This is a genomic window from Stenotrophomonas sp. 364 (assembly GCF_009832905.1).
GTDB lineage: Bacteria > Pseudomonadota > Gammaproteobacteria > Xanthomonadales > Xanthomonadaceae > Stenotrophomonas > Stenotrophomonas maltophilia_AP.
The window spans coordinates 3,513,267-3,533,706 of sequence record NZ_CP047135.1; the positions used below are offsets into that span (position 1 = coordinate 3,513,267).

Here is a 20,440-nt window from a genome sequence, read left to right on the forward strand (position 1 = left end):
CCGGCTCAGCCGGCAAGGGAGGTGTAGAGCTTGAGGGTGTCACGCTGCATCGCCTGCAAGGTGAAAGGAATCCGGGCAGACAGGCTGGGCGGTTGCTGCAGCAGCTGCAGCGCGCGCGACAGCAGCGCCGCCCCGTCGTGCAAGGCTACCGCACCGGAGGGTTGCAGCTGCGTCAGCAGTTCACCCACGCCGCCGTGATTCCAGCCCAGCACCGGGCGCCCTACCGACAGCGCTTCCACCACGGTGCGGCCGAATGCTTCGGCCTTGTCCGACACCTGCAGTACCAGGTCGCTGGCCGCGTAAGCCTGGGCGATGCGCGTGGTGGGCGCGGTCATCAGTACCGCCTCGGCGATGCCCAGGGTGCGGGCCTGTGCTTCAAGTTCGGCCACGTAGGCCTCGCGGCCCGGCTCGCGGGTGCCCGGCATCCACAACGTGGCGGGCACACCGGCCGCGTGCAGGCCGGCCAGCAGCTGCAGCGCATGCCGGTGGCCCTTCAGCCGGGTGCCACGGCCTGGCAGCAGCAGCAGCGGCGCATCGCCGGCCAGCACCGGGTGCTGCGCAGCCACCGCCAGGCGGGCGCGGCGATCGGTGCGCGCCACGCGCGGGAACTGGGCCACGTCCACGCCGCGCGGAATCACCTGCAGGCGCTCGGCGGGCACGCTGGGGTAGTGCGTCTGCACGAAGCTGCGCACCGTGTTGGACACACAGATCACCCGCTCGCCACTGGTCATCACCGCGCTGTAGCGCCCCGGCGAGTTCAGCCCGTGCACGGTGGTGACCCAGTGCGGGCGCTGGGCCTCGGGAAGGCTGCGCAGCGCGTACAGGCCCAGCCAGGCCGGCAGGCGCGAGCGCGCATGCACGATGTCGGCGCCCACGTCGGCGAACAAGGCGCGCAGGCTGCGCACGTGGCGCAGGGTCAGCAGCGACTTGCGGCCGATGTCCAGGGTGAGGTGTTCGGCGCCGCTGGCCAGCAGCGGCTCGACCAGCCGCCCACCGGCGGACACGACGATGGCCCGGTGGCCGGCGGCAACCAGGGCAGAGGCGATTTCAAGGGTGGAGCGTTCGACCCCGCCGGAGTGCAGCGCCGGCAGCAGCTGCACCACGGTCAGTCGGCGCACGGGAGCAGCGCTGACTTAGTCGGCCAGCACGAACACGGCACCGCAATACGGGCACTTGGCCTCGCCGTTGGGTTCGTCTTCGATCGGCAGGTACACGCGCGGGTGCGAATTCCACAGCGCCATTTCCGGGGTCGGGCAGCTCAGCGGCAGGTCGGCGCGGTGCACGGTGTAGCGCTTCTCGGCGTTGGCGGGCGCAGTGGCGGTATGGCTCATGGCGTGGACACACAAAGGAATTGCGAAGACGGTGATTCTAGCACCCGGGACTGTTGCATCGCCGTCCTCGCGCAGGCGGGCACCTACCGCCCGAGGCGCGCGCCAGCACACAGCACCGTTCTTTTTAAATCGATCCAAAGTGGCTGTCAACCGGAACGACAAGTAGCTGATTCTTCTGGTTTGGATCGAACTAAATGGCACTTGCCAGCATCGCCCCGGCTGTTGCAGCATCGGTCCGGTTCGATTCCTGCCCCGATCGCATGGCCCGTCCCCCGCCGGACCTGCATCGCCCCTGTGTCCGCCCCCGGCGGCCGGGGTGGTGCCTGTCTGCCGAGGTCGCCGATGCGGGCTCTGCCTGCCGCCTGCCCTTTCCGGGAGTTCCCTGCATGACCCTGCCTGCCCCGCGCCCCGCCCGCCACGCCCTGCTGCCGCTTGCCCTCGCCGTGGCGTGCGCCTCGCTTGCCCTGCCCGCCCTGGGCCAGGGCCTGCAGACCTCCTTCGAGCGCGGCGAACCGGCGCCGCTGGCCGGCAAGCAGGCCCTGCAGGTGGAGGTGGGCGGCGGTCCGCGCGCGCCTTATGCGGCCAAGCCGGGGGTCGGTTACAGCGGCCTGCGCGCCCTGCATTACACCGGCAGCGGCGGCACCCAGCAGCGCCGCCTGTTCACTACCGACGTGGCCATCGAGGACGACACCACGCTGAGCTGGCTGGTGCTGCCGGAAATTGTCGGTGCTGACACCGTGGCGTCCACCTACGTGTCGCTGGACCTGCTGCTGGACGACGGCAGCCGGCTGTCGGCCAGCGACGCCCGCGACCAGCATGGCAGTGCGCTGGGCGCGACCGCGCAGGGCGACTCGAAGACGCTGTACCCGCAGCAGTGGGCGCGCAAGGCCGTGCGCCTGGGCGAGGTGCCGGCCCTGCGTGGCCGCCGCGTGGTGGCGGTGGAACTGCAGGTGGCCAGCGCGGCCGGTGCGCCGGTGTCGGGCTGGATCGACGACGTGCAGCTGGGCCCGCAGCCGCGCACCGCGCCGCAGCGTCCCTCGGACTGGGTGCTGACCACGCGCGGCACGCAGGCCAACGGCACCTTCTCGCGCGGCAACAACTTTCCCGCCACGGCGGTGCCGCACGGCTTCAACTTCTGGACCCCGGTCACCGATGCCGGCGCGTTGAACTGGCTGTACCGCTGGAACGAACAGAACGACGCGCGCAACCGCCCGCAGCTGCAGGCACTGGCCCTGAGCCACCAGCCCAGTCCGTGGATGGGCGACCGCCAGACCTTCCAGGTGATGCCGTCCAGCGCCCGCGGCGTGCCCGAAGCCGACCGCGGCAAACGCGCGCTGTCGTTCTCGCGCGACAACGAACGTGCCCGCCCCTACCGTTACGACGTGCGGTTCGACAACGGCATCGCCGTGGCGATCGCACCCACCGACCATGCCGCGCTGTTCCACTTCACCTTCCCCGAGAAGGGCGACGCCAACCTGCTGTTCGACAACGTCGACGCACGCGGTGGGCTGACCCTGGATGCGGCCACTCAGACGCTGTCCGGCTACACCGACACCCGCAGCGGCCTGTCCAACGGCGCCACCCGCATGTATGTGGTGGCCAGCTTCGACGCACCCTGGCGGAGCAGCGGCCAGATCACCACCGGCCGCCCCACCGGCTACATCAAGTTCGATGCCGGCAACACGCGCACGGTCACCATGCGCATCGCCACCTCCCTGATCTCCATCGAGCAGGCCCGTCACAACCTGGCCCTGGAGCTGGCCGCCGATGACACGCTCGACCGCGTGGCGGCACGCGCGCAGGACGCGTGGGACGCGCGGCTGGCCCCGTTCGACATCGGCGATGCCAGCGACGACCAGAAGACCACGCTGTATTCCAGCCTGTACCGGCTGTACCTGTACCCGAACTCCGGCCACGAGAACGTGGGCAGCGCCGCCGCGCCCGAGTGGCGCTACGCCAGCCAGGCCAGCGCCGCCGAGGACAACACCGACGGCAGCGCCACGCGCAGCTTCGCCCCGGTGCGCGACGGCAAGGTGTACGTCAACAACGGCTTCTGGGACACCTTCCGCACCACCTGGCCGGCCTATGCGTTGTTCACCAAGGACGACGCCGGTGCGCTGGTGCAGGGCTTCCTGGAGCAGTACCGCGCCGGCGGCTGGGTGGCGCGCTGGTCCTCGCCCGGCTATGCCGACCTGATGGTGGGCACCAGTTCGGACGTGGCGTTCGCCGATGCCTGGCTGAAGGGCATCGGCGGCTTCGACCCGGAAGAGGCCTATGCGGCCGCGCTGAAGAACGCCACCGTGGTGCCGCCGGACCGCCATGTCGGGCGCAAGGGCATGGACCGCTCCACGTTCCGGGGCTACGCCAGCGCCGACGTGCACGAGGGCATGTCGTGGACGATGGAAGGCGCGCTCAACGACTTCGGCATCGCCAACATGGCCGACGCGCTGGCCAAGCGCGCCGGCAGCGCCGCCGCACGCGAGCGCTATGCCACCGAAGCCGACTATTTCAGCCATCGCGCCGGCACCTACGCCACGTTGTTCGACCCGGCCGCCGGGTTCTTCCAGGGCCGCACCGCCGACGGGAACTGGCGCCTGGCCGCCAAGGACTACGACCCGCGCGTGTGGGGCCACGACTACACCGAGAGCAATGGCTGGACCTTCGCCTTCACCGCCGCGCATGACGGCGAGGGCCTGGCCGGGCTGTATGGCGGACGCGCGCAGCTGGCCGCCAAGCTCGACGCCTTCTTCGCCACCCCGGAAACCGCCGATCCCGCCTTCGCCGGCTCCTACGGCGGCACCATCCACGAGATGACCGAGGCGCGCGACGTGCGTATGGGCATGTACGCGCACAGCAATCAGCCGGCGCACCACATCCCGTGGATGTACCTGTACGCGGGCCAGCCGTGGAAGACCCAGCAGCACGTGCGCGAGATCCTGGCGCGGCTGTACGTGGGCAGCGAGATCGGCCAGGGCTACCCGGGCGATGAGGACAACGGCGAGACCTCGGCGTGGTACGTGCTGGCATCGCTGGGCCTGTACCCGCTGCGCATGGGCGCGCCCGAATACGCGATCGGTTCGCCGGCGTTCCGCCATGCCCGGGTGGAACTGCAGGGCGGCGCGGTGCTGACGGTGAATGCCGCCAACAACTCGCGCGAGAACGTGTACGTGCAGTCGCTGAAGATCAACGGCAAGCCGTGGTCGAAGACCTGGGTGCCGCACGAGGTGATCGCCAAGGGCGCCACGCTGGACTTCGTGATGGGCCCGCAGCCCTCGACCTGGGGCAGCGGCCCGGACGATGCGCCACGCTCGCTCACCGCACGCGGCCAACGCCCTGCGCTGCTGCATGATCTGCTGGGCAGCGGCGCACGCGCGCAGTTGGCCGACGGCCGCGCAGTGCCGGCCCTGCTGGACGACGATGCCGGCACGACGGTGCCGGTGGGCGCAGGCACGGTGGTGTTCAGCGGGGTGAGCGATGGCGCGCCGTCGATGTACACGCTGACCAGTGGCAACGGCGCGATCCGCGGCGGTGCATGGACGCTGGAAGCCCGCCGCACGGGCGGCCGCTGGGTGACGCTGGACGAGCGCCGCGGCGAGGACTTTGCCTGGGCGCTGCAGACCCGGCCGTTCGCCATCCGGAAGCCCGGGCGTTACGCCGAGTACCGGCTGCGCATCGCCGGGCCGGGGCGGATGCAGTTGGCCGAGGTGGAGTTGCTGGCACCGACGGGGGAGCAGTGAGCATGGGCAGGACCGGTTTTTTGAAGCGGGCTGCGGCCTGGAGTGTGGGGAGCCGGCCAGCGGCCGGCGCTACCGTGCTGCTGGGGGCGTTGATGGTGTTCGATGCTGCCGCGTTCGAGGCCAGCCAGCACCGCGAGGGGGTGACGCTGAGCTACAGCGATCCGGCCGATGCGCTGGCGGCGCCGATGCGCACGCGCATCATCGACACGTTCTTTGCCGCGTATGTGCGCGAGCGCGCCGACTTCCATCCCGGTGCGCCCGCGCAGGTGCGGATCGTGATCGATCCGGGCTACGACGGCATCGCCTTCGTCGGCGAAGGCAAGGGCGCGGCCACCATCACGATCAATCCGGCCTGGCTGGCCAAGCACCCCGACGACGTCGACCTGGTCACCCATGAGGCCATGCACATCGTGCAGGGCTACCCCGAGTATGCCAACGAACGCGTGCCGGGCTGGTTGGTGGAAGGCATTGCCGACTACGCGCGTGATCGTTACGGCCGGGAAAATGCGGCCGCGGGCTGGGCACTGCCGACGACGGTGAAGGACGGGCAGAACTTCGACACCGGCTACCGGGTGACCGGCGCGTTCCTGGCGTGGAGCGAGGGGCAGCATCCGGGGCTGGTCAAGGCGCTGGATGGCGCCTTGCGCGACGGGCGTTACACGCCGGCATTGTGGGAAGCGCGCACCGGCAAGGCATTGCCGGCGCTGTGGGCGGCGTACGTAAAGGCGCGTTGATGCCTGTGTCCCCACCGCCCCGGGTAGAGCCGACCGTTGGTCGGCTGCACTCCGTCCAGTCGTCATGAACACCTGACACGGGGCACGCGTGCGTGCCCCAGCCGACCAACGGTCGGCTCTACCGTGGTGACGGTCAGCGCGCGCCCACCAAGCCGGCATACAACGCGAACAACTGCTGGAAATAGCGTCGGGTCATTCGATGGCGCATGGGACGGCTCCGGACTCTCAGGGGGATCTGGTCGGGCCCAGGGCGGCGGGAGCCGGTAGCCCGCCGCCGCGGCCGGGCCGCGTGGGGGTATTGGGCCCTCGGCAGGTTGCAGGCGGGTGACCGGGGTGCGGCGTGCGTGTGGCAGAGCAGAACGCCTGCCAACCAACGGTCGGTAGCCACCGGTTTCGCGGCCCGAAACCAAAACGCGCCCCGTAGGGCGCGTTTTGGCAACTGCAGGGAAAAGAACCCCTTAGACGTTCTTTTCAGCCTCCAGTTGTTTCCGGATCTGCGCATCCACGGCCGCGATCGCGGTCATGTTGAGCACGCGGCGCGAGGTCGCGCTGGTAGTCAGGATGTGCACCGGCTTGGCCACGCCCATCAGGATCGGGCCGATCGCCACGCCGTCGGTGAACACGCGCACCAGGTTGTAGGCGATGTTGGCCGCTTCCAGATTGGGCAGCACGAACAGGTTGGCGCGGCCCTTCAGCGTGCTGTCGGGCAGCAGCTTCTGGCGCAGTGCCTCGTCCCATGCGGTGTCGCCCTGCATTTCACCGTCCACGTTCAGGCGCGGGTTGCGCTTGAGCAGCAGCGAACGCACGGTGCGCATCTTCAGCGCGTCGCGGGAATCGTGGCTGCCGAAGTTGGAGTGCGACAGCAGCGCCACCTTCGGTTCGATCCCGAACAGCTTCATGCGGTAGGCCGCCTGCAGGGTCGCTTCGCAGATCTGCTCGGCGGTCGGGTCTTCCTGGACGTGGGTGTCCACGAAGAAGAACACGCCCTGCTGGTTGATCACGCCGGTCATCGCCGAGGTCGAGGTCACCTTCGATTCCAGAGGCAACACGCTGCGCACGTAACCCAGCTTCTTGTGGAAGCGGCCGACCACGCCGGTCAGCATGGCGTCGGCTTCGCCGCGCGCCACCATCACCGCAGCGATCAACGTCGGCCGCGAACGCATCAGGTTCTTGGCCGCCGCCACGGTCACGCCGCGACGCCCGGTGAGGTTGTGGTAGTACTGCCAGTAATCGTTGAAGCGCGGGTCGTCGTTGATGTTGGTGATGTCGAAATCGTCACCGGCCTTCATGCGCAGGCCCAGGCGCTCGATGCGCGATTCGATGACGTCCGGGCGGCCGATCAGGATCGGACGGGCCAGCCCTTCATCCACCACGTTCTGCACCGCGCGCAGCACCACTTCTTCTTCGCCTTCGGCGTACACCACGCGCTGCTTGTCGGCGCGCGCACGGTCGTAGACCGGCTTCATCATCAGGCTGGTGCGATAGACGAACTGGGCCAGCTTCTCGCGGTAGGCGCCCATGTCGGCCACCGGACGGGTCGCTACGCCCGAATCCATCGCGGCCTGGGCCACGGCGGCGGACAGCTCCACCAGCAGGCGGCGGTCGAACGGACGCGGAATCAGGTAATCGCGGCCGAAGCTCGGGGTCTCATCGCCATAGGCCGAGCCCAGGTCGCTGGCCTCGCGGCGCGCCATCGCGGCGATCGCGTGCACGCAGGCGATCTTCATTTCTTCGTTGATCGCCGTGGCGCCCACGTCCAGCGCACCGCGGAACAGGTACGGGAAGCACAGCACGTTGTTGATCTGGTTCGGGTAATCCGAACGACCGGTGCCGATCAGCGCGTCCGGGCGCACCGAACGGGCCACTTCCGGCATGATTTCCGGGGTGGGATTGGCCAGCGCGAAGATCACCGGGTCCTTGGCCATGGTCTTGACCATGTCCGCGGTGAGGATGCCCGGGGCCGACAGGCCCAGGAAAATGTCCGCGCCGTCGACGATCTCGGCCAGCGTGCGCTTGTCGGTGTCGCGTGCGTAACGCGCCTTTTCCGGGTCCAGGTCGGTGCGGCCGGTGTGGATCACACCGTCGCGGTCGAAGGCCAGGATGTTCTCTTTCTTCAGGCCCAGCGAGACCAGCATGTTGACGCAGGAGATGCCCGCCGCGCCCATGCCGGTAGTGGCCAGCTTGACGTCTTCGATGCGCTTGCCGGTCACGACCATGGCGTTGAGCACCGCGGCGCCGACGATGATCGCCGTGCCGTGCTGGTCGTCATGGAACACCGGGATGTTCATCCGCTCGCGCAGCTTGCGCTCGACGATGAAGCACTCCGGCGCCTTGATGTCTTCCAGGTTGATGCCGCCGAAGGTCGGCTCCAGCGAGGCGATGATGTCGACCAGCTTGTCCGGATCGTTCTCGTCGATCTCGATGTCGAACACATCGATGCCGGCGAACTTCTGGAACAGCACGCCCTTGCCTTCCATCACCGGCTTGCCGGCCAGCGGGCCGATGTTGCCCAGGCCCAGCACGGCGGTGCCGTTGGAAATGACGGCGACCAGATTGCCGCGGGCGGTCAGTTCGCTGGCCTGCTGCGGGTCGGCCATGATCGCCTCGCAGGCGTGGGCCACGCCCGGCGAGTACGCCAACGACAGATCACGCTGGGTCAGCATCGGCTTGGTCGCTGCGACGCGGATCTTGCCCGGCGGCGACATGCGGTGGTAATCGAGGGCAGCCTGTTTGAAATCTTCGTTGGACATCGCTTTCTGCAGATGAATGGGCGAGAGGAACAGGGGATCATACCCCCGTTGGCGTGGATGGACCTGTCGCTACGCTGTCGCGATCATGCTGCAACCGCACATATTCGCGCCGTCCGGCAGCGTATGCGCCGCGTGGCGCAGTGCGATGACAACCCGCATCACCGACGGGACGTGGACAAAAAATCAGGGCCTGCCATCCGGGGGGCGGGGCAGGCCCTGCAACACACGCAAGCATCAAACGGGTATCAGCGGGCCGGGGCGGTCAGCGGCGACGGCAGGTCGTCGGTGGTCAGCGCCGGCAGTTCGGCCTCGCGGCCATCCAGGGCGAGCGCCAGGCGGTCGCGGTCCAGCGCGCCTTCCCAGCGCGACACCACCACGGTGGCCACGGCATTGCCGATGAAGTTGGTGAGCGAGCGGCATTCGCTCATGAAGCGGTCCACGCCCAGGATCAGTGCCATGCCGGCCACCGGCACTTCCGGCACCACGGCCAGGGTGGCGGCCAGGGTGATGAAGCCGGCACCGGTGACGCCGGCCGCGCCCTTGGAGCTGAGCATGGCGACCAGCAGCAGGGCGATCTGGTGGCCCAGGGTCAGTTCGGTGTTGGTGGCCTGGGCGATGAACAGCGCGGCCAGGGTCATGTAGATGTTGGTGCCGTCCAGGTTGAACGAGTAGCCAGTGGGGACCACCAGGCCGACCACCGACTTGCTGCAGCCGGCGCGCTCCATCTTCTCCATCAGCGACGGCAGCGCCGACTCCGACGAGGAGGTGCCCAGCACCAGCAGCAGTTCGGCCTTCAGGTAACGGGCCAGCTTGAACACCGAGAACCCGCACAGGCGGCAGACCACGCCCAGGATGACCGCCACGAACAGGAAGGCGGTGAGGTAGAACGAGCCCACCAGCCAGGCCAGGTTGACCAGCGAACCCACCCCGTACTTGCCGATGGTGAAGGCGATGGCACCGAAAGCGCCGATCGGAGCCGCCTTCATCAGGATGTGGACCAGGCGGAACACCGGGGCCGTCAGCGCCTCCAGGAAGGTCAGCACCGGGCGGCCCTTGGCACCGGTCAGGGCCAGGGCCACGCCGAACAGCACCGCCACGAACAGCACCTGCAGGATGTTGCCGTCGACGAAGGCGCTGACCAGGGTGGCCGGGATGATGTCCATCGCAAAGCCGGTCAGGGTCAGCTCATGGGACTTTTCCACGTAGCTGTGGACCGCGGTCTGGTCCAGGTCGGCCGGGTTGATGTTCATGCCGGCGCCGGGCTGGACCACATGCGCCACCACCATGCCCACGATCAGGGCCAGGGTGGAGAAGAACAGGAAGTAGGCCATCGACTTGGCAAACACCCGGCCCACCGTGCGCAGGTGGGTCATGCCGGCGATGCCGGTGACGATGGTCAGGAAGATGACCGGGGCGATGATCATCTTCACCAGCTTGATGAAGGCATCGCCCAGCGGCTTCAGCGATTCGGCGAAGGCCGGCTCGAAGTGGCCCAGGATGGCGCCCAGGACGATCGCCACCACCACCTGGAAATACAGTTGGCGGTAAAACGGCAGCGGCTTGGCCGCGACGGGGGCGGCGGTGGGAATGTGCATGGCGGACTCCGGAGGGACGGTATCGGCGCGTCCGGCCTGCAGGGGATGCGGGCCGGTTCCGTGGGCAACACCGCAGCCCGGATCGTGTGTCGGGGGTTGCGGCGGATGGACGCATTTGTACGCGCGAGTCACCGCCAGGCAGATAACCTATTGGTACTAGCCCCCCGGTTCAGGTGGCGTTGGGTGCCTACACTGCGCCCCACACCGCCCTCCCCCACGGCGGCAAGTGACGCGCGCGCGGCCGGCTGGGCAACAGTTTCCGGCGCTGCGGCCGTTGTTGTCCTGTCCCGTCTCAAAGAGAGAGCTGCACGTCCATGCGCCCGACCCCGACCCTGCTGGCCCTGTGCCTGGCTGCTACCCCCGCCCTGGCTTCGGCCGCCGACTTCGACAACTGGCCGACCAAGGTCGCCTTCAGCGATGGCACCGAACTGGCCGCCACCGCCAACATCGCCTACGACCTCAACGATTTTTCCGGCAACAGCGGCATCGAAGACGATGACGCGGTGCGCCGCAAGGAATTCGGCGCCACCCTGAAGAAGAAGGGCGTGTACGACGCGATGGTGTACTACGACTTCCAGGCCGACACTTGGCTGGACGTGTTCGTGCGTTTTGAAAGCAAGGCCTTCTTCGGCAGCGACATCGGCCGCTTCCGCTTCGGCTACATGAAGACCCCGGTGGGTCTGGACGCCAACACCTCCTCGCGGGCCGGCAGCTTCCTGGAAACCGCCCTGCCCGTGCAGGCGTTCTACGAAGGCCGCCGTACCGGTGCCGAATGGGCGCTGGAGCGCCCGCAGTACCTGCTGCAGGCCGGTGCCTACGGCGGCAAGGATCTGCAGGGCGACAACCCCGGCACCACCCAGGCCGTGCGTGCGGTGTGGACCCCGGTCAAGGCCGCCGGCGACGTGCTGCACCTGGGCCTGGCCTACTCGCAGGAAAACCCGCGCGGTTACCGCGATGGCCGCGACGTGCACCACGACGCCAGCGCCCGCCTGCGCGCCCGCCCGGAAGCTGGCCTGACCGACATCCGCCTGGTGGACTCGGGCGCACTGGCCACGGCCGACCAGATCCGCCGTACCGGCCTGGAAGGCATCTGGATCCGTGGCCCGTTCTCGGTGCAGGCCGAAGCGCTGCAGACCACCGTCACCCGTGAAGGCAAGCCGGACTACACCGGCAACGGCCAGTACGCCATGGCCAGCTGGGTGCTCACCGGGGAATCGCGTCCGTACAACGCCGGCGCGGTAGCCAACATCAAGCCGGCCCATGACTACGGCGCGGTGGAACTGGTGGCCCGTTACAGCCGCCTGGATCTGGACGACGCCGATGTCTTCGGCGGCCGCCAGCACGACTGGACCCTGGGCGCCAACTGGTACCTCACCAGCCACTTCAAGTTCCAGGCCAACTACGTCAAGGCCGACGCCAGCCGTCGCGGCGTGCACACCACGCCGGAAATCTTCGAACTGCGCGCCCAGATGCACTTCTGATCGGCGTCGCGGCGGGCGTGTACACCGCGCCCGCCGCACGACCGTAGACTGCCGCCATGTACTGGCTCGGCCGCCACCGCACCCTGTTGCTCACCCTGCTGTTGATGATCGGCGGTACCGTGCTGTGCGCGGCCGCCGCCGGGCACTATGCGTGGCGCCGTGCGCTGGCCACCGAAAGCGCGCAGGTGCAACGCCAGCTGGAACTGTACGGCCAAGGCCTGCAACAACGTATCGACCGCTTCGGCACCCTGCCGCAGGTGCTGGCACTGGACCCGGACCTGCGCCGCGCGCTGCTGCAGGTGCCCGACGCCGCCGCCCGGCAGCGCCTGAACCTGAAGCTGCAGCGCGCCAACCAGGTCACCCGCGCCTCCACCCTGACCCTGGTTGGGCACGACGGCGTGGCCGTCGCCGCCAGCAACTGGGACCAGCGCAGCAGCAACGTGGGCGAGGACTACAGCTACCGCCCCTATTACCGCCAGGCGCTGGCCACCGGCCGCGGCCGCTTCTACGGCATCGGCATGACCACCGGCGTGCCCGGCTACTTCCTGTCCCAGGCCATCGAGGAAGACGGCCGGCGCATCGGCGTGGTGGTGATCAAGATCGAACTGTCGGCACTGGAACAGGAATGGCTGTCCAGCCCGGACGTGGTGCTGGCCAGCGACGAGCACGACGTGGTGTTCCTGGCCAACCGCGATGCCTGGCGGTATCGCCTGCTGCGCCCGCTGGGGCCGGGCGAGCGCCGCGAGATGCTGGAGGCGCGGCAGTACGCCGACCGCTCGCTGCAGCCGCTCCGGGTGCGCACCGAAGACGTGCTTGAGAATGGCGGGCGCATGGTGCGCCTGCTCGACCCGGTGCTGCCCGGGCCGATGCTGTGGCAGGGCCTGGCCTTGCCCGAAGAGCACTGGAACCTGCACCTGCTGCACGATGCCGGCGCGGCCACCAGCGCCGGGCGCAGCGCGGCCATCGGCGGCGGCGCGGCGTGGCTGGCGCTGGGCTTCCTGGTGCTGTTCGTGCAGCAGCGGCGGCGCCTGGATGCACATCGGCAGCGCAGCCGACGCGAGCTGGAAACCGTGCTGGCCCAGCATGCCGAGGAGCTGCGAACCGCGCAGGACGGCGTGCTGCAGGCCGCCCAGCAGGCCGACAGCGGGCTCAGCCGCAGCCTGGCGCACCTGCCGCAGGGCGTAGTGGTGATCGACAACGCGCAGAAGCTGGTGGCGTGGAACGCGCGCTACCTGGAACTGTTCAAGTTCCCAGCCGGCCTGATCCGCGAGGGACGCCCCATCGAGGAGATCTTCCGCTACAACGCGCGCCGCGGCCTGCTGGGGCCAGGGCCGATCGACGAGGCCATCGAGCGCCGCCTGAACCACCTGCGCAGCGGCCGCCCGCACATGCGCGAGAGCGAGAAGGACGACGGCACCGTGCTGGAGATCCGCGGCAATCCGCTGCCCGACGGTGGCTTTGTCACCAGCTACGCCGACATCACCGCCTACAAGAACACCGCACGCGAGCTGCGCTCGCTGGCCGATGCGCTGGAGCACCGCGTGGCCGAGCGCACCCGCGACCTGGACGAAGCGCGCCGTGAGGCCGAGCGCGCCAACCGCTACAAGAGCCGCTTCGTGGCGTCGGCGGTGCACGACCTGCTGCAGCCGTTGAACGCTGCGCGCATGTTCGTCTCGGTGCTGCGCGGCAAGCTGGCCGGCGATGCACGCGCGTTGAGCGAACACGTGGATGCGGCGCTGGCCGCGCAGGATGCGATCCTGACCAGCCTGCTGGATATTTCGCGGCTGGAATCGGGCGCGTTGCAGACCCAGGTGCAGGCCTTCGCGCTGTCGCCGCTGCTGGAAACGCTGGCGCGCGAATTCGGCATTGCCGCCGACAGCCGTGGCCTGCAGCTGCGCTGGGTGGACACCCGCGCGGTGGTGGTCAGCGACGAGGCGTTGCTGCGCCGGATCCTGCAGAATTTCCTGTCCAACGCGCTGCGTTACACCCCAAGGGGGCGCGTGCTGCTGGGCTGCCGGCGCGTGGGCAACCAGCTGCGCATCGAGGTGCACGACCAGGGCCCCGGCATTCCGGAGAGCCTGCAGGGCGAGATCTTCGAAGAATTCCGCCGCCTGGACGACGGCGTCGAACAGGAGCGCGGTGCCGGGCTGGGCCTGGCCATCGTCGAACGCATCGGCCGTCTGCTGGGCCACGGCATCCACCTGCGCTCCACGCTGGGCCGTGGCAGCGTGTTCGCGGTCAGCGTGCCGCTGGGCGATGCGGCGTCGATTCCGGCGCCGACGCCGGTACCGGCCATCGCGAGCGACGTGGGCGATGACAGCCCGCTGCGGCATTGCCGGGTGTGGAGCATCGACGACGACCCGCGCGTGTGCGCCGCCACCCGCGCGCTGCTGGAACGCTGGGGCTGCGCGGTGGAGCTGGCCGACGGCCTGCAGGCGGCGCTGGAGATCGCCTCGGCACTCAACGTGCCGCAGTTGCTGCTGCTGGACGTGCGCATGGGCCAATGGCACGGCCCGGACCTGTACGAAGCGCTGTGTGACCTGTGGCAGGCGCGCCCGCCGGTGATCCTGGTGACCGCCGAACGCGACGATGCGTTGAAGGCGCAGGCGGCAGAGAACGGTTGGGGGTTCCTGTCCAAGCCGGTTCGGCCGCCGGCGTTGCGCGCGTTGATGACGCAGGTGTTGGTAAGGCACAGGGCATGAACCGGCCGCGCATCTCTCCGGCACGGCATGCCGGATAGATAGGGTCGGTTCCGGCAGGCTGCGGGGATGCTGTGCGGCGCATGCCCCACCGATACTCAAGACCGGTAGCGCTTCCTGCGTCGCGACGCCCGTGCTGCTTCGACCGGATCTTCATCATCCGCAGCTGAGAGGTCGAAAGGCCTTCTGCCGAGGCGGATGACAGTGCGGAGCATGCCGAGCCACGCGTCTCCGAAGAGCAGCGAAAGGGCAATCGATGTGTAGACCAGCAGGAAGACAGCCGGGGGCGCGATCATACCGCCGGCCCCGCTCTGGCATGCCGAGAGCTCGATACCCAGGTGCACGGCGATGACCACCTCGGTCGATAGCAGGCAGGCAGCTGCCACGCGGACGCGGGATACGCGGGCCCTGAAGAGTCCCTTCGACAGGATGTCGAACCTTGAATAGACGACCAAGGCCACCAGCGACAGCAGCCATGACCACAAGAAACTGCCCGGGTAGCCCCTCGATGTGCACTGCATCGTGATCATCAAGCTGCCCAACGCGAACAGGAAGTAACCTGTTCCAAACAACAGGGCGATCTTCAGGCACCTTACGAAGATCTCTTCGCCGGATAGCGACATGGGGTGGGCTCGTCCTTGAGGGGGTGATTGGCTGGGCGTCGTCGAAGGCGAGCGTGTGTCGTCGATTCTGGACCATGGACCCATTGCGATGACCGGCGGTATTGGCGGTCGATCGATAGGTGCCCCTACCCGTCCAGCCCCGCCCCGGCATCGCCTTCCGGCTCCAGTGCCTTCACCAGTACCGCGGCCTGGGTGCGGCTGTGGCATTCGAGCTTTTTCAGGATCGCGGTGACGTGCACCTTCACCGTGTTCTCGGCCAGGCCCAGTTCGTAGGCGATCTGTTTGTTGAGCAGGCCGTCGGCCAGGCACAGCAGCACGCGGAACTGCTGCGGGGTGAGCTGGGCCAGGCGTGCGGCGAGCAGCGCGTCGGACTCAGAGCGCTCCGGTGCCATGGCCGGGAACCACACCCCGCCATCGAGCACCGCCGCCACCGCCTGGCCGATGGTTTCGGCAGGGGCGGATTTGGGGATGAAGCCGGCTGCGCCGAACTGCTGCGCGCGGCGGATCACGCGGGGGTGGTCGTTGGAGGAGACGATGACCACCGGGATGTCGGGGTGCGCGCCGCGTACGTGCAGCAGCGAGGAGAAGCCGCGGGCGCCGGGCATGGTCAGGTCCAGCAGCACCAGTTCGATTTCTGGGTGCTCGTCCAGCGCGGCTTCCAGCGTGGTGGCGCTGGCCACTTCGATCACCTGCGCCTGCGGCAGTGACTGGCGCAGGGAATGGACGACGGCCGCGCGCAGCAGCGGGTGGTCGTCGGCGATCAGGACGGTGAGTTCGCTCATGCGGTCCATTGTAGTGCGGTTGCCGGGCAGAGCCCGGCACTACGTGGGGATCGTTGTTATGGGGTTGCCAGGCAGAGCCCGGCACTACGCGGGGATCGTTGTTATGGGGTTGCCGGGCAGAGCCCGGCACTGCGCGGGGATCGTTGTTATGGGGTTGCCGGGCAGAGCCCGGCACTACGCGGGTGGAGGCCGGTGGCCGTCGTTACCGGTCGTCGCGCTGCCGCATGCTGCCGCGCCAGGCGTCGAGGAACTGGCGGCGCTTGAGGCCGTCCAGGTACACGAGCAGGCCCGGGCCCAGCTGGATCGGGCGGTAGCTGCGCGCGGGCGAGCGGCCTCGTTGCTGGCCCTGTGCGGGCAGAATCGGCATCAGGCGGGCTTCGCGCGAGAGGACCTGCTGGCCGCGGGGTGACAGCAGGTAGTCGAGGAAGCGGCGCGCCTCGTCCGGATGCGGGCTGGTGCGGGGGATCACCGCGGTGCGCAGCACCACCAGCGTGTAGTCCTCCGGTTCGACGATGCCCAGCGGTGCGCCAGCCTCGATCCGCGCCTGCGCGTAGGAGCCCAGCACGTTGTAGACCAGCGACAGCTTGCCGCTGCTGACCTGATCGAGCAGCACGCCGGTGCGTTCTTCCAGGTGCACGCCGTTGTCGCCCAGCGCGCCCAGCAGCGCCCCGGCAATGCTGCCGCGCTGGCCGTCCTGGGTGGCCAGCAGGTAGCCCACGCTGCTGCGCTCCACGTCGTAGGTGCCCACCCTTCCCTGCAGCGGTGCGTCCGGGGCGCGCAGCAGTTCCAGCAGTTGCCGGCGCGTGTGCGGGACCCGCGCCGCCGGCAGGGTGCGGGTGTTGTAGACGATGGCCACCGGTTCGTAGCTGATCCCGAAGGCCTCGTGCCGCCATTGCGCCCACGCCGGCAAGGCGTCGGTCTGCACCGAGCGATGCGGCAGCGCGTGGCCGTCGTTGACCAGCTTGGTCTGCAGGTCCATGCCGCTGCTGATCAGCATGTCCGGCGCCTGCGGGCCGCTGCGGTCGCGCAGGTAGCGCACGTAGATGTCCTGGGTGATCACATCCTCGTAGAGGATTTCGGTGCCCGGGTGCAGGCGCTGGTAGTCGGCGATCACCGTGGCAAACACTTCGATGTCGGTCGAGCCATGGATGCGCAGCTGCGCCACCGCCGGACCCTTGGCCGGGAACCGCTGCACATCGCCCGGCGCGGCCAGCACCGGGCCTGCCATCACCAGCAGCAACAACCACGCGTACTTCATGCATGCATCCTCGGCAGGCGGATGGTGGCCACCAGGCCCCCTCCGACGCGGTTGCTCAGGTCGATCTGGCCCCCATGGCTGTCCACCACGCGCTTGACGATGGCCAGCCCCAGTCCGGCGCCGCCGGCGGCGGCCCCTTCGCCACGCGCGAAACGCTCGAACACGCGCTCGGCGTCGGCTGCGGCAATGCCCGGCCCGTGGTCGGCGATGGTCAGCACCCAGTGCTGCGCCTCTTCGGTCAGCGCCACCTGCAGCGCGCCGTCGCCGCCGTACTTGAGGGCGTTGTCGATCAGGTTCTTGATGGCCTCGCGCAGCAGCAGCGCGTCGCCGTGTATCCAGGCCGCCTGTGCGCTCACCGCCAGTTGCACGCGTGGGGCCGGCAGTGCCTGCGGCAGCGCTTCATGCAGCGCCTGGTGCACGGTTTCGGCCAGGTCCACCGGGGCGAAGCGCTGCAGGTTGGCACGGTGGATCACACTGGCATCGCTGAGCAGCTGGTTCAGCAGCCGGCTCATGTGGGTGGCGTTGCGTTCGATGGCGCGCAGGCTGCGCCGCATGTCCTCGGGGTCTTCCTCGTCCAGGGCCAGCTGCGCCTGCGCGCGCAGCGCGGCCAGCGGCGTGCGCATCTGGTGCGCGGCCTCGGCCATGAACGCCCGCAGCGTTTCATTGCTGCCCTGCAGGCGGCCCATGAAGTGGTTCAGCGCGCCCACCATCTTGTCCATCTCGCGCGGCACGCTGGCGTCGAGTGGCTTCAGGTCGGACGGTTCGCGACGGGCCAGCTCGCGCTCCATCCGCACCAGCGGGCGCAGCGCGCGATGTACACCCAGACCGACCAGGGCCAGCGACAACAGCGACAACACCGCGATGGCCAACAACGCACGGGTCACCATGTCCTGCGCCAGCGCTTCGCGGGCGCGCCGGGTCTGGCCCACCTGCACCCGCACCTCGCCCTGCGCCGATGGCGAGGACACCCGCCGCGCCACCACCACGAACCGCACCTGCTCGCCGCTGTAGGGGGCATCGAACAGCTGCGGGCGGTCGCTGGGCGCGTGCGGCGGACGTGGCAGGTCCGCGTATCCGGTCACCGTCTGGTCGCGTGCGTCGGACACGCGGTAGAACACGCGGTCTTCCGGTGCCATCGCCAACAGGTCCAGCGCGGCATACGGCAGATCGACCTGCCATTGCGCCTCCACCAGCGCCACCGAATCGATGATCGACAGCGCCGAGGACACCAGCAGGTGATCGTAGGAGCGGTTGGCGGCGCGTTGCCCGTAGGCGCGCGCGCCGAACAGCAACGCCACCGCGAACAGCGCCAGGAACGCGCCCAGGTACAGCCACAGCGTGTGCCGGATCGAGCCGGAGGTGCGCGGGTCAGTCGTCATCGCCGCCCGCACTGCCGGCATCGTCGCCCAGCGCTTCGAGCAGATAGCCGCTGCCACGCACGGTGACGATCCGCAGCGGCGCGTCGGCCAGCTTGCGACGCAGGCGGCCCACGTAGAGTTCGATCGCGTTGGGACCGGCCTCGTCGTCGAAGCCGAACAGACCGTTGCCGATCTCGTCCTTGGCCACCACCTGGCCCAGCCGGCCCATCAGGATTTCCAGCAGGCGGTATTCGCGGTTGGGCAGCTCGATCGGCTGGCCGTCCAGGCTGACCCGGTGCGAGGCGTTGTCGAACTGGAACGCGCCGATCTGCACCACTTCACTGGCCTGGCCGCGGGTGCGCCGCAGCAGCACCCGGCAGCGCGCCTCGAATTCGCGGAAATCGAACGGTTTGCCCAGGTAGTCGTCCGCGCCCACGTCCAGTGCCTGCACGCGGTCTTCAATGCCGTCGCGCGCGGTCAGCATCAGCACCGGGGTGCTGTCGCCGCGCTCGCGCATGCCCGCCAGCACGCGCAGGCCGTCGAGCTTGGGCAGGCCGATGTCCAGCACCACCAGGTCGAAGCTCTGGTAGCGCAGCACGCTGGCCGCGGCAAGCCCGTCGCTCTGCCAGTCCACCGCGTGGCCACTGCGGCGCATGCGGCGGACGATGGCATCGGCAAGGTCCGGGTTGTCTTCCACCAGCAGCAGGCGCATCGGGTCAATTCGTCGAAGGTGCATGAATGCTAGCGCGAGCGGCTGCTGCCGTGGGCTTCGCTGCACTGCACAAACCCCTGACAGGTGGATGACAGCTTCCCGGCACTAGGCTGCGCCATCGCGTCGCAGTCCCCCTGCCACGCCATTGGCGACATCACCGCATTGACGTACCTGGGAGGGTCCGTGGAACTGAACTCACTGCGCTGGCGCACGCCGGCTGCCTGCACCCTGCTGTTGCTGACCGCGCCGGTCTGGGCGGCCGAGGGCCCCGACGATGAGAGCCCGGTCACCGCCACCGTTGGCGGCCGCCTGCACCTGGATTTCGCCGATTTCAGCAACGACAGCCGCGGCACCCCCAACAAGGACGACACCGAGATCCGCCGTGCCTGGGTGGATGTGTCGGGCAAGTTCTTCGTGGTGGACTACAAGCTGGAAGCCGACGTCTCCGGCGACCGGGTGGAAGCCAAGGACGTGTTCGTCAGCCGCAGCTTCGGCGACGCCGGCAAGCTCACCGTCGGCCAGTTCAAGCAGTTCTTCTCGCTGGACGACCGCACCAGCTCCAATTACGGCACCTTCCTGGAACGCGGCAACGCCGGCACCACCCTGGCCCCGCTGTACCGGCTGGGCGCCTCGTGGCAGGCCGCGCGCGGCGACATGACCTGGGCGGCCAGCGCCTACAGCCTTGAGAGCATCGACGCCTGGCAGGTCAAGGGCCGCGCCGCCGGTGGCCGTGCCACCTGGGCACCGGGCGCCACCGCTGGCGAGGTGCTGCACCTGGGCCTGTCGCTGGCCCACGAGCGCTATGACAATCCCGGCGCCAACGGTGTGCCCGGGTTGAAGATCCGCCCGCGCCCTGCCGGCCACCTGTCCGACAACAGCCGCCTGACCCTGGTCGACTTCTCGGCCGGCCGCGACACCGACGTCAACAAGTGGTCGCTGGAATACGCGCAGGTGCGCGGCCCGCTGTCCTGGCAGGGCGAGTTCAGCGGCGCCACCTTCGACGACGGCAGCCAGCGCGGCAAGGTGCTGGCCGGCTACGGTCTGGTGAGCTGGTTCGTCACCGGCGAATCGCGCGTGTACGACCGCAAGACCGGGCGCTTCGGTCGGGTCAAGGATTTCCAGCACCCCGCCGGCGCCTTTGAAGTGGCGCTGCGCTACGACCAGATGCGCGGCGACCAGCACCTGATCGGCCAGCCGGACCTGCGGGATGCACAGACCGAAGCATGGACGCTGGGCGGCAATTGGTACATGCGCCCGAACCTGCGCTTCATGCTCAACCTGATCGAAAGCCGCAACCGCGACCGCCTGGCGGCGACCACGGTAGACCGTACCCGTGCAGTGACCGGCCGCCTGCAGTTCGATTTCTGATTTCTTCCTTCC

Annotated in this window: 14 protein-coding genes; 5 read left to right on the top strand and 9 right to left on the bottom strand. The window is 68.9% G+C overall.

All coding sequences use genetic code 11. From position 1 onward, the window contains the following. Positions 1–5: 5 nt before the first annotated feature. Both GQ674_RS15845 and GQ674_RS15850 read right to left on the bottom strand, forming a co-directional pair. Positions 6–1,118 (bottom strand): glycosyltransferase, encoded by a 1,113-nt coding sequence (locus GQ674_RS15845; protein WP_159497839.1) that lies wholly within the window; start codon positions 1,116–1,118, stop codon positions 6–8. 15 nt (positions 1,119–1,133) lie between these two features. Further along, the gene (locus GQ674_RS15850; protein WP_128097818.1) at positions 1,134–1,331 is read right to left on the bottom strand and encodes a zinc-finger domain-containing protein; all 198 of its coding nucleotides are present in this window, start codon (positions 1,329–1,331) and stop codon (positions 1,134–1,136) included. Between the two features lie 386 nt (positions 1,332–1,717). Between GQ674_RS15850 and GQ674_RS15855 the strand changes: the two genes are divergently transcribed. Both GQ674_RS15855 and GQ674_RS15860 read left to right on the top strand, forming a co-directional pair. Continuing rightward, a complete protein-coding gene (locus tag GQ674_RS15855) occupies positions 1,718–5,068 on the top strand; it encodes a GH92 family glycosyl hydrolase (protein WP_159497840.1) in 3,351 nt (1,116 codons plus the stop codon). Positions 5,069–5,160: 92 nt separating this feature from the next. Continuing rightward, on the top strand, positions 5,161–5,802 hold the full coding sequence (locus GQ674_RS15860; RefSeq protein WP_159499502.1) for a basic secretory protein-like protein: 642 nt from the start codon (positions 5,161–5,163) through the stop codon (positions 5,800–5,802). Between the two features lie 458 nt (positions 5,803–6,260). Here GQ674_RS15860 and GQ674_RS15865 read toward each other — a convergent pair whose 3' ends face one another. Both GQ674_RS15865 and GQ674_RS15870 read right to left on the bottom strand, forming a co-directional pair. Next, positions 6,261–8,552: an NADP-dependent malic enzyme gene (locus GQ674_RS15865; RefSeq protein WP_159497841.1), complete on the bottom strand. Its 2,292-nt coding sequence runs from the start codon at positions 8,550–8,552 to the stop codon at positions 6,261–6,263. A gap of 245 nt (positions 8,553–8,797) precedes the next feature. Beyond that, positions 8,798–10,147: a dicarboxylate/amino acid:cation symporter gene (locus GQ674_RS15870; RefSeq protein WP_159497842.1), complete on the bottom strand. Its 1,350-nt coding sequence runs from the start codon at positions 10,145–10,147 to the stop codon at positions 8,798–8,800. Positions 10,148–10,461: 314 nt separating this feature from the next. On the opposite strand from GQ674_RS15870, the gene GQ674_RS15875 reads away from it, so the two are divergent. Together GQ674_RS15875 and GQ674_RS15880 are read left to right on the top strand one after the other, a co-directional pair. After that, positions 10,462–11,628: a porin gene (locus GQ674_RS15875; RefSeq protein ID WP_159497843.1), complete on the top strand. Its 1,167-nt coding sequence runs from the start codon at positions 10,462–10,464 to the stop codon at positions 11,626–11,628. Between the two features lie 56 nt (positions 11,629–11,684). After that, positions 11,685–14,330, top strand: a complete 2,646-nt coding sequence (locus tag GQ674_RS15880) for a PAS-domain containing protein (RefSeq protein WP_159497844.1) — start codon at positions 11,685–11,687, stop codon at positions 14,328–14,330. A gap of 95 nt (positions 14,331–14,425) precedes the next feature. Here GQ674_RS15880 and GQ674_RS15885 read toward each other — a convergent pair whose 3' ends face one another. The 5 genes from GQ674_RS15885 to GQ674_RS15905 all read right to left on the bottom strand — a co-directional run bounded on the left by GQ674_RS15885 (position 14,426) and on the right by GQ674_RS15905 (position 19,060). Next, a complete protein-coding gene (locus GQ674_RS15885) occupies positions 14,426–14,950 on the bottom strand; it encodes a hypothetical protein (RefSeq protein ID WP_159497845.1) in 525 nt (174 codons plus the stop codon). 125 nt (positions 14,951–15,075) lie between these two features. Further along, a complete protein-coding gene (locus tag GQ674_RS15890) occupies positions 15,076–15,732 on the bottom strand; it encodes a response regulator transcription factor (RefSeq protein WP_159497846.1) in 657 nt (218 codons plus the stop codon). Between the two features lie 202 nt (positions 15,733–15,934). Beyond that, on the bottom strand, positions 15,935–16,990 hold the full coding sequence (locus GQ674_RS15895; protein ID WP_159497847.1) for an ABC transporter substrate-binding protein: 1,056 nt from the start codon (positions 16,988–16,990) through the stop codon (positions 15,935–15,937). After that, positions 16,987–18,390, bottom strand: a complete 1,404-nt coding sequence (locus GQ674_RS15900) for a sensor histidine kinase (protein WP_159497848.1) — start codon at positions 18,388–18,390, stop codon at positions 16,987–16,989. Before GQ674_RS15900 ends, GQ674_RS15895 begins: the two co-directional genes overlap by 4 nt. Continuing rightward, positions 18,359–19,060, bottom strand: coding sequence for a response regulator transcription factor (locus GQ674_RS15905; protein ID WP_159497849.1), 702 nt, complete (start codon positions 19,058–19,060; stop codon positions 18,359–18,361). The genes GQ674_RS15900 and GQ674_RS15905 overlap by 32 nt, the downstream gene beginning before the upstream one ends. Positions 19,061–19,243: 183 nt before the next feature. On the opposite strand from GQ674_RS15905, the gene GQ674_RS15910 reads away from it, so the two are divergent. Next, positions 19,244–20,428, top strand: coding sequence for a porin (locus tag GQ674_RS15910; protein WP_159497850.1), 1,185 nt, complete (start codon positions 19,244–19,246; stop codon positions 20,426–20,428). The last annotated feature ends 12 nt before the right edge of the window (positions 20,429–20,440 follow it).